This is a genomic window from Mesorhizobium sp. M1A.F.Ca.IN.022.07.1.1, assembly GCF_003997575.1.
Classification (GTDB): domain Bacteria; phylum Pseudomonadota; class Alphaproteobacteria; order Rhizobiales; family Rhizobiaceae; genus Mesorhizobium.
In genome coordinates this window covers 1-8507 of the sequence record NZ_RZST01000270.1, presented here as the reverse complement: position 1 = coordinate 8507, position 8507 = coordinate 1, and the positions used below count along the sequence as shown (strand labels likewise).

Annotated in this window: 12 protein-coding genes; 6 read left to right on the top strand and 6 right to left on the bottom strand. The window is 66.1% G+C overall.

What is annotated here, in order from left to right:
- On the top strand, positions 1–350 hold a 350-nt coding region (locus EOA75_RS24285), incomplete at its 5' end, for a zinc-binding dehydrogenase (protein ID WP_164747529.1).
- Between the two features lie 9 nt (positions 351–359).
- Positions 360–1556, top strand: coding sequence for an arabinose transporter (locus EOA75_RS24280; protein WP_127325351.1), 1197 nt, complete (start codon positions 360–362; stop codon positions 1554–1556).
- A 61-nt stretch (positions 1557–1617) separates the two neighbouring features.
- Here EOA75_RS24280 and EOA75_RS24275 read toward each other — a convergent pair whose 3' ends face one another.
- Positions 1618–2142, bottom strand: a complete 525-nt coding sequence (locus EOA75_RS24275; protein ID WP_127325350.1) for a hypothetical protein — start codon at positions 2140–2142, stop codon at positions 1618–1620.
- A 218-nt stretch (positions 2143–2360) separates the two neighbouring features.
- Here EOA75_RS24275 and EOA75_RS24270 point away from each other — a divergent pair, with 218 nt between their 5' ends.
- Positions 2361–2963, top strand: a complete 603-nt coding sequence (locus EOA75_RS24270) for a cupin (protein WP_095783468.1) — start codon at positions 2361–2363, stop codon at positions 2961–2963.
- Between the two features lie 46 nt (positions 2964–3009).
- Here EOA75_RS24270 and EOA75_RS24265 read toward each other — a convergent pair whose 3' ends face one another.
- Positions 3010–3408: a hypothetical protein gene (locus EOA75_RS24265; RefSeq protein ID WP_245466724.1), complete on the bottom strand. Its 399-nt coding sequence runs from the start codon at positions 3406–3408 to the stop codon at positions 3010–3012.
- Between the two features lie 159 nt (positions 3409–3567).
- Here EOA75_RS24265 and EOA75_RS24260 point away from each other — a divergent pair, with 159 nt between their 5' ends.
- On the top strand, positions 3568–3858 hold the full coding sequence (locus EOA75_RS24260) for a DUF982 domain-containing protein (protein ID WP_067321830.1): 291 nt from the start codon (positions 3568–3570) through the stop codon (positions 3856–3858).
- An 18-nt stretch (positions 3859–3876) separates the two neighbouring features.
- On the opposite strand, the gene EOA75_RS24255 is transcribed toward EOA75_RS24260, so the two are convergent.
- Positions 3877–4443: a DNA-3-methyladenine glycosylase gene (locus EOA75_RS24255; protein ID WP_127246711.1), complete on the bottom strand. Its 567-nt coding sequence runs from the start codon at positions 4441–4443 to the stop codon at positions 3877–3879.
- On the opposite strand from EOA75_RS24255, the gene EOA75_RS24250 reads away from it, so the two are divergent.
- Positions 4442–4681 carry a hypothetical protein gene (locus EOA75_RS24250; RefSeq protein WP_127246712.1) on the top strand — a complete coding sequence of 80 codons (240 nt, stop codon included), beginning with the start codon at positions 4442–4444 and terminating at the stop codon, positions 4679–4681. The two genes, EOA75_RS24255 and EOA75_RS24250, sit on opposite strands and share 2 nt — an antisense overlap.
- Positions 4682–4747: 66 nt before the next feature.
- On the opposite strand, the gene EOA75_RS24245 is transcribed toward EOA75_RS24250, so the two are convergent.
- Both EOA75_RS24245 and EOA75_RS24240 read right to left on the bottom strand, forming a co-directional pair.
- Positions 4748–5110 carry a VanZ family protein gene (locus tag EOA75_RS24245; RefSeq protein WP_067321824.1) on the bottom strand — a complete coding sequence of 121 codons (363 nt, stop codon included), beginning with the start codon at positions 5108–5110 and terminating at the stop codon, positions 4748–4750.
- Positions 5111–5300: 190 nt separating this feature from the next.
- Positions 5301–6449 (bottom strand): amidohydrolase, encoded by a 1149-nt coding sequence (locus EOA75_RS24240; protein WP_127240205.1) that lies wholly within the window; start codon positions 6447–6449, stop codon positions 5301–5303.
- 196 nt (positions 6450–6645) lie between these two features.
- Here EOA75_RS24240 and EOA75_RS24235 point away from each other — a divergent pair, with 196 nt between their 5' ends.
- A complete protein-coding gene (locus EOA75_RS24235; protein ID WP_127325348.1) occupies positions 6646–7551 on the top strand; it encodes an alpha/beta hydrolase in 906 nt (301 codons plus the stop codon).
- A gap of 177 nt (positions 7552–7728) precedes the next feature.
- On the opposite strand, the gene EOA75_RS24230 is transcribed toward EOA75_RS24235, so the two are convergent.
- The gene (locus tag EOA75_RS24230; protein WP_127215219.1) at positions 7729–8445 is read right to left on the bottom strand and encodes a class I SAM-dependent methyltransferase; all 717 of its coding nucleotides are present in this window, start codon (positions 8443–8445) and stop codon (positions 7729–7731) included.
- Positions 8446–8507: the final 62 nt, after the last annotated feature.

Here is an 8507-nt window from a genome sequence, read left to right as displayed (position 1 = left end):
TCAAGGAACTGACCGCGGGCGTCGGCGCGGACTCGGTGCTGGAATGCGTCGGTACGGCCGAATCCTTCGACCAGGCGCTGGCCTGCTCGCGCCCCGGCGGCACCATCGGCTATGTCGGCGTGCCGCATGGCGTGAGCTTCGACGGCCAGAAACTGTTCTTCGGCCAGAAGCGCATGCTGGGCGGCCCGGCGCCGGTGCGCCGCTTCCTGCCCGACCTGATGGAGCGCGTGCTCAAGGGCAGGATCAAGCCCGGCAAGGTTTTCGACCTCAAGCTGCCGCTGACCAAGGTCGCCGAAGGCTACCGCGCCATGGACGAGCGGCGCGCGATCAAGGTCATGCTCGAGGTCTAGGCGCCGGCGATGGTCGCGACGGGCACTGCAGCCGATGAAAGCCGGACGATGGCGAGATTGGTGCCGATCATGGCGGCGATCTTTGCCGGCTTCCTGCTCATCGGCCTGGCGCTGCCCGTCCTGCCGCTGCATCTGCATGACAGGCTCGGCTTCGGCCCGTTCGCCGTCGGGCTGGTGACGGGCAGCCAGTTCGTCGCCTCGCTGCTGTCGCGCATTGGTGCCGGAAACTATGCTGATCTGCGTGGCGGCAAGCGCGCCGTCGTGGTCGGCCTTGTCGCCGCCGCGCTGGCCGGGCTTATCTATCTCGGCTCGCTGGCCTTGCTCGCTCAGCCGACCGCGTCCGCGACGGTGCTCTTCGCCGGCAGGGCGGTGCTGGGCGCGGCCGAGAGCTTCATCATCACCGGCGGCGTCGCCTGGGGCCTGGCGCTTGCCGGCGGACAGAACTCCGGCAAGGTCATCGCCTGGATCGGCATGGCAATGTTCGCGGCGCTGGCGCTCGGCGCGCCGATCGGGTCCGCGCTCTATGAAGCCGGGGGCTTCGCCGCGATCGCTCTTGCCACAATGGTCCTGCCCCTTGCAACACTGCTCGCCACTCTACCGATGCGCGGCGTCAAGGCCGCCGGCAGCGCCGCGCGGCAGTCCTGGACGAGCGTCGCGCAAGCGGTCTGGCTTCCGGGCGTCGGAGCGGCCCTCAGCAGCCTCGGCTATGGCGCGATCCTGTCCTTCGCAGCACTGCTCTTTGCCGAGCGCGGCTGGCATCCGGTGTGGCTTCCCTTCACCGCCTATGCGGCATCGCTGATCGCGGCAAGGCTATGCTTCGGCCACCTGCCGGACAGGCTCGGCGGCGCCCGCGTCGCCGCCATCTTCGTGGTGGTCGAGGCGGCGGGCCTTCTATCGATCTGGCTGGCACCGGGGCCGCTCGTCGCGGGAATCGGAGCGGGCCTGACCGGGCTCGGCTACTCGCTGGTCTATCCGGGCCTCGGCGCCGAGGCGGTCGCCCATCTCCCCGCAAGCAGCCGCGGCCTTGCCATGGGGCTCTACACCGTCTTTCTCGACGTGGCGCTCGGCCTCGGCAGCCCGGCGCTCGGCCTGATCGCCGCGTCCGCCGGGCTGCGGTTCGTCTTCCTCGCCGCCGCCGCGGCGACACTTCCGGCTTTGGCCATCGCGCTCTTGCTTCGCCGCAGGTCAGCCCGGGCAAGGATGTAACGGAAAGCGCGCCGCCGCTAAGCCGTCTCTGCAGGTCGTCGGATCGGCTCTTCGGTCAGCCTCAGTGCCGGGGCACTTCGGCCCACAACCGGGCGGCAAAGCCGCGCTTGTCGAGCACCCAGGTCTCGCCGGTCACCACCGCCTTGCCGTTCAGACATTTGTAGGAATAGAGCGCGTCGTGACCGGTCGCGAAGGCTGGCACGACGTCGGCATTCGGGTTGGTCCTGCAGAATTCGTCCGCGCCGGGATTGTCGCGCGCGGCGTTCATTTTGGCGCAGGGCAGGTTTGCCCCGACGAAGCAGGCCAGCACCTTGCCGTTCATGCAGCGGTAGTTGGCCTGCGCCTGCAGTTCCGATTCCGCCGGCGCGCCCTTGGCGTCCGGAAAGAGCTTCCTGAACGCCTTGACCGTGCCGCCGTAGAGCTCGTGCGAGTAGGCGCGGATCGTATCGTCGTTCTTCACCTGGCGGCACAGTCGATGGAGATTTTGGCCCTTCGCCGCGCTGCCTGAAGCGAGGACCGGGAAGGCGGATGCCGCAAGCAGCACCGAAACGAAAACGCCGATGGTCGAAAGGCAAAATGCACGCATTTTGAACTCCTCGGGAAGGGCGCGCGGCCATTGCTGGCGTCGCGCATGGACGCCGGCAACCTCCCGCAGCTTGACCGTTGCGATGCCGGGAAGCAATGGGGTCGCTCGTGCCGCGATCGTGCGTCGCCAACCTCTGGAACCAAGGCCGTCCCCACGGGTTGAGTTCGGTCGGCCGAGGTCGCAAGGCGTTGCAAGCGGCACTTATGGAGGGCCCGGCTTTGAGCATTGTCGAGAGCATCAAGAAAGCAGCGGAGAAGCTGACTGGGATCGCAAGACCGGGCACGTCCAGGCTCGCGGATCTGGTCAGGCAGAGGAAAGCCAATGCCTTCCGCTTCAAGGACGACGGCCTCGTTCCGAACCATCCGTCCTGGCCGCTGATCGTTTACCGCGGCGCCGTGACGTTGCCGGACGATCTCGATCCGGCAGCCGTCTTCGAGGAGCTGTTCAAGGCGAATGGCTGGGGCGGCAGTTGGCGCAACGGCATCTACGATTATGTCCACTACCACTCGCGCATCCATGAGGTGCTGGGCATTGCGCGCGGCACGGCCAAGGTGCGCTTCGGCGGCGACAAGGGCCGCGCGCTCACGGTCAAGGCCGGCGACGTCGCGGTCCTGCCGGCCGGCACCGGTCACCAGCGGCTCTCGGCTTCCGACGATTTCCTCGTCGTCGGCGCCTATCCGCCCTCCGGCACCTATGACGAATGCACCAAGCCCGAGCAGCACGCGGAAGCGCTACGCATGATCCCGAAGGTGAGCCGGCCGCGCAAGGACCCGGTCTATGGCCGCGACGGACCATTGCTGAAGGCGTGGGGCGAACGCTGAATGCAAGCATCCTCGCCATCAAGCGTGGCCATCCCCACCTACGCCTTCAACAAGAAACATCGGCCGCCGATTCGAAGTCGCAGCGGCGCGCTTTCGCGTACGGATACTGCGTCTTCTTCGGCGCGTAGGTTGCCGGATCGAAATCCAGCTCCTTGGGCAACGGCTGGCTGGAGCATTGCAGGTGCACCTGGCGGGCAAGAAGCCGTCGCTGTTGCTGCTCATGCTCCTTCACCGCCGCCACCATCCCCATGCTGTACGGGCCGAGCAGCACGCCAAAACCCCAGCCGGGATGCTCCTTTTCGCGCACGTCGTAGTCCGAGGCCGCAATGCGGGCCTGCTGGCATTCCGGCGAGGCCCATTTCGGGTCCTGCTGCGACAGCTTCGCTCCGTAGTCGACCGGAGAGGTCACGCATCCAGCCAGCGCCGCGTTGAGCGCGAGGATCATTGCGATTCGCATCCGCAAGCCTTTCCTAATGTGCGGGCGAGAAAACACACGGAGGCTTCGGGCAAGCATCCGTCGACGGGAACCAAAATCGTTTTCGAGCTGCAACCGGCCTGCGGGACGCGCGTTGTCGAAGCAGCTTACCTCATGGAGCCCACACCAATGCCCGCCAAGCGTTTCTCTCAGCCCGTCGCAATCTTCGTCGGGCTCGGCTTTCCGCGCGAGATAAACACCGTCTTCGAGGCCTATCAGTTTCTCGACGAATGGACGGGCAGCCGCAGCCCGACCTACGCAACGACCATCGCGCTGTGCCGGGCGGCGGTCGCGGGTGAACAGGATGCCGAAGCCGCACGCGTCGCCTTCGAAGCGTTCGCGAGGTCGCGCGGCATTCTCGCTGCCGAAGCGATGGAACTGGCCGCGGCGCGTGCCGCGCAGGAATGGATGGCGGCGTGATCGATCGCTATCGATCTGTCAAAACTTCCGGCTGACATAAGGCGATCCGCCGAGGCCGAACCGCCACTGCGCCTCCACGCCCTTCGTGATGCCGATCCTGCGTCCGCTCAAAATAGCGGCCGCGTTGGTTTCCGAGGCGGAAAACTCGAAGGGCGGGGCGATGAGCGACAGGCCGTTATGCGAGCCGTCGACGCCCAGCGCCTGGCAGAGCTTGCCCGGGCCGGAGCATAGCAGCCTGTCATCGTCGGTTCCCCGCCTGTCGCGCATGGCGGCGATGCCGGATTGCGGCTGGATCGCGCGGATCAGCACGGCGCTGCCCGGCAGGCACACCGCATTCAGGCACCAATGCAAGCCGTAGGAGCGATAGACATAGGCCGTGCCGGGGGCGCCATACATCGGCGCGTTGCGCGGCGTGCGGCCGCGATAGCTGTGCGAGGCCGGATCGTCGGGGCGATAGGCCTCGGTCTCGACAATGATGCCGCCGACGCCAGCGAGGCCGAGCCGCGCGCCGATCAAGGCGCGCGCCACCGTGACGGCTTCGCGCGCGAAGAAATTGTGGTGCTGGGCGTGAGTGCTAGGCGGCATGGCGGTCAACGCTCGTCAGATAGGCCATAATCATCCTGCGGCACTGGCCCATCGCGCGTTCGCCGGCGACGCTGACCGGGTGCCGTTCGATGGCGCGGTGGACCACGTTCTCCAGGAGCGTCTCGATGAGCGCCGCCGCATCGCCCAGATCGAGTCGGGCGCGCTCTCGCGCCGGTGCCGCGCCAGCTGGTTTTTGATGATCCGGTCGCCGACCTCGCGGACCTTTTCCGCGCGATAGCGCCGCGCCAGCGAAGAACCCCAAGCGGGTTCCGCGCGGCTATTGCGTGCGCTGCCGTGCCGGGATTCAAATCCTCGGACCTGCCGAACGATCGACGGCCCTGCTCGCGACGGCAAACACAATCCGCGCCAAGGCGATCCCAATGAGCCCGGCCGCCGCTTTGACGAGCGCATCCTGGAGCCGGGCATGCCGGCCGGGATCGACCGCCTGCAGCAATTCCAATAGGCCGGCCGCGGCGCAGACAAACAGCATTGCGTGCATCAGACGGGCGCGGAATCCGAAGGCCAAGGCAAGGCCGAACAGGGCATAGGCCAGTGCGCGTTCCATGTTCGCCTCACCGAGATGCGGGCGCATTTGGACGGGTGAGAGGGTGGCAAACGTGATGGCCGCCAGCAGCACGAGCGCGGTAAGACGGGAAATCGAGGTCATTCCCCGCTCATACAAGCGGCAAGCCGGCATAACAATACAGGGCGCTACGCGGCACACGCAAACCGCCGGCGAAAGCTGTCCGGCCGGCCCTGCGCACCGTCTCAGTTCAGCGTTTCATGGAAAAGGTGAACTGCCCTGTCTCTCTGTTCCGACGCAATTCCGGCCGGAATGCGCCTCCTTTCCAGCCCGCTCACCCCAGCAGATTGCGCGCCGCGCGCATGAAGATCTTCGAACCGATCGGGATCAGGTCGTCCGGGAAATCGTAGTCGGGATTGTGCAGCGCCGGGTAGCGCTCGCCGGCTCCGAGGAAGAACATCGCCGACTTGGCGCTGTGGCCGAAGATGCCGAAATCCTCCGAGGCGCGCATCGGCAAGGCTTCCTCGCCGCGCGACACGCCTTCCTCGTCCAGCGCGCGCTCGAGATGCTCCACCGCGTCCGGCGCGTTGACGCTGGCCACGAAAATCTCGTGGTAGTTGTGGCGGACGGAAAGGCCGTGTTGGGCGGCGATTCTTGCCGCCAGCGCCTCCGCCGCTGCAACCAACTCCGCCATGCGCTCGTCGCGGCGGGTGCGCAGCGTCGCCCACACCTCGGCATAGCCGGGCGCGATGCCGAACACCGCTTCGCCCATCGAGCAATGGGTGACGGTGACCATGGCGAAATCGTCGACGGCGAAGGTGCCGCGCCCGAGCGTCGGCAGCTGCGGCATCAACTCACTGACCGCCAGCATCGGCGAGCTGCCGGTTTCGGGCATGGAGGAATGCGCGGTCTTGCCTTCGAGCACGATCCGCATGCCGCGCGAGGCGCAATTCACCACGCCGGGTTTGAGCCTCACTTCGCCGAACGGCACGCCCGGCAGATTGTGCAGCGAGAAGGCGAAGTCAGGCTGGATCTCGGAAAAGCGCGGATCGGCAACGACGCCGGCCGCGCCATTGCCGGTCTCTTCCGCCGGCTGGAACATCAGCACCACGCGGCCGCGCGCCGGCCTCTGGCGCCCGAACTGGCGGCCGAGCGCAGCCAGGATCGCTGTGTGCCCGTCATGGCCGCACATATGCGACTTGCCCGGCACCTGCGAGGCATGCGCGACGCCCGAAAGCTCATGGATCGGCAGCGCGTCGAGCTCGGAGCGAAACAGCACCGTCGGCCCGGCTTGCCCGCTGTCATAGACCGCCGCCACGCCATGGCCGCCGAGCCCGGTCAGCACCTTGTCCGGCCCGGTATCGGCGAGGAAGTCGACGACCTCCTTCGCCGTATTCTCCTCTTCGTTGGAGATTTCCGGCTGCCGATGCAGCTTGCGCCGCCATTCCGTCAGCTCGACCAGGTCTCGGTTGGTCAGGGTCACGTTCGTCTCCGCGTGGTTTGCAGCTCACACAAACACAATAGGGTTCTGCTCGCGCGGTGCCATGCCGATCAATTCAAATAGTCCATGGGTGAATTCGCTGACGCAGCTTGACACATCCAGCGACTATCCCAACGATTTCCGTTGCCAAAGCTCAAAGCGCTACTAGTCGCGGCGCGTTTGGTCGTGGGGCGTCGAAATGAGCGGTGCGGGCGAAAACCTCGATCTACAGGAAATCAACGCCATTCGTGCCTTGCTGGCGTCGAGGCCGCGGCCAGTGGGCTGGGATGAACGCCGGGCGCGGCTCGACGAGGTCGGCTCGTCCTGGCCGGTCGCGGGCGATATCCGATGCGCGGCGGTGGTCTTCGACGGCCTCGCCGCGGAGTGGTCCCTGGCGCCCGGGTCCGGCACGGACAAGGTGCTGCTCTTCTTCCATGGTGGCGGTTACTGCTCCGGCTCGATCAAAAGCCATCGTCGAATGGTGACAGAGGCCGGCCGGGCAATGAGAATGCGCACGCTTGCGGTCGGCTATCGGCGCGCCCCGGAACATCCCTTTCCCGCGCAGCACGAAGACGCGCTCGCGGCGTGGCGCTTCCTCGCCGAGCAAGGGATCGCGCCGGATCGCATCGTTGTCGGCGGAGACAGTGCCGGCGGCAATCTCAGCCTGTCACTGGTCGGCCGGTTGCGCGCGGCGGGCGAGCGGTTGCCGGGCTGCCTTTGGCTGGTCTCGCCCTGGACGGATCTTTCGATGTCCGGCACGACATTGTCAGCCAAGGACGCGATCGACCCCATCATCCACCGGGCCTATCTGGAGGAATTGGCGGGCGCCTATGTTCCGCATGATGTGGACCGGCGCGATCCGCTGATCTCGCCCTTGTTTGCCGATCTGACCGGATTTCCTCCAATGCTGATCCAGGTCGGTTCCGCCGAGACGCTGCTGTCGGACGCGACGCGGCTCGCCGAGGCCGCCGGCATGGCGGACGTCGAGGCACGCCTCGAAATCTGGCCGCATATGATCCATGCGTGGCCGGTCTGGAATGCGCAATTGAGCGCCGGGCGGCGCGCGCTTCTGAGCGCGGGCAGGTTTGCCCGCGAATTTGTGTAGCCACCGGCGGCCAGGCAGGATTGGCATGTTCCCGACCTGACCGCTTTGATGCCGCGCCTGGCAGCTCGATGTCCCGCCCACTCGCGCCCTGCATTTCGACCATTCAGGTAGAGCTTTGGTTCGCGTGTGAGTTCGCCGAGCCCGGCTCGTCGACGCGAAGTTGTCGGCCGCGAGCCGCTAAGCCTTGAAGCTGAACAACCGGAAAAGGTTCGAAGGACTCCTGTAGTGCTCACGCACCTCGCGGAAGCCGGCCCGCCGGCCAAGATTCCGCCAGGAAGACGCCGTCTCAGGGTAATCCATGCTATGCACGTGGGTGGCGAGCAGCAGCCATTCGAGGCTGCTGAGCGCTGAAAAATCTTTGCGCTGCCGTTCCCATCGTCTCATCCAGCCGGCCCGGCTCTCCCACATTTTGCATGTGTTCTCGTAGACCAGAAGCGTCCCGGATGGGCCGACAAGGCGCCGCAGCTGGTGCATGACCTCGAGTTTCTTGTCGAAGCGTAAATGGTGCAAGGACAGGCCGATCCAGGCGAAATCGACAGGCTCCTCCGACGCGGTCAGCCACTCTACGAAATCCCCGCGCCGCAGTTCGGCGGCGCATGACAGACCGGCGACATTGGCGGTTGCCTCATCGAGCGCTGTCCGCGACAGGTCGATGCCGACATAGCGACCGACGGGCAAGCCCTCCAAGGCAGCCGCACTGAACGAGGCGTCTCCGCATGCAAGGTCCAGGAAAGAGAAGCCAGGGCGTTGGTTTTGCAGCAACTGGCGAAGCACCGCATAAGCTTCACGGTGAAACAGGTAGTTGTTGTCCAGAACCTTGCGATAGATGCCCCACATTTCTTGGAACAGGGCAGAGGGGGGCACGGCAACTTCGATCTTGGTGGCGGCGGTCATGGGATCGCTCCTCTCGGTCAGGAGCAATCAAGGTGAAATGCGGGCCGCTAAATGTAGCGAAC

Coding starts and splice junctions, on each gene's coding strand:
- EOA75_RS24280 (WP_127325351.1), top strand. CDS start 360: ATGGTCGCGACGGGCACTGCAGCCGATGAAAGCCGGACGATGGCGAGA.
- EOA75_RS24275 (WP_127325350.1), bottom strand. CDS start 2,142: ATGCGTGCATTTTGCCTTTCGACCATCGGCGTTTTCGTTTCGGTGCTG.
- EOA75_RS24265 (WP_245466724.1), bottom strand. CDS start 3,408: ATGATCCTCGCGCTCAACGCGGCGCTGGCTGGATGCGTGACCTCTCCG.
- EOA75_RS24260 (WP_067321830.1), top strand. CDS start 3,568: ATGCCCGCCAAGCGTTTCTCTCAGCCCGTCGCAATCTTCGTCGGGCTC.
- EOA75_RS24250 (WP_127246712.1), top strand. CDS start 4,442: ATGGCGGTCAACGCTCGTCAGATAGGCCATAATCATCCTGCGGCACTG.
- EOA75_RS24255 (WP_127246711.1), bottom strand. CDS start 4,443: ATGCCGCCTAGCACTCACGCCCAGCACCACAATTTCTTCGCGCGCGAA.
- EOA75_RS24245 (WP_067321824.1), bottom strand. CDS start 5,110: ATGACCTCGATTTCCCGTCTTACCGCGCTCGTGCTGCTGGCGGCCATC.
- EOA75_RS24235 (WP_127325348.1), top strand. CDS start 6,646: ATGAGCGGTGCGGGCGAAAACCTCGATCTACAGGAAATCAACGCCATT.
- EOA75_RS24230 (WP_127215219.1), bottom strand. CDS start 8,445: ATGACCGCCGCCACCAAGATCGAAGTTGCCGTGCCCCCCTCTGCCCTG.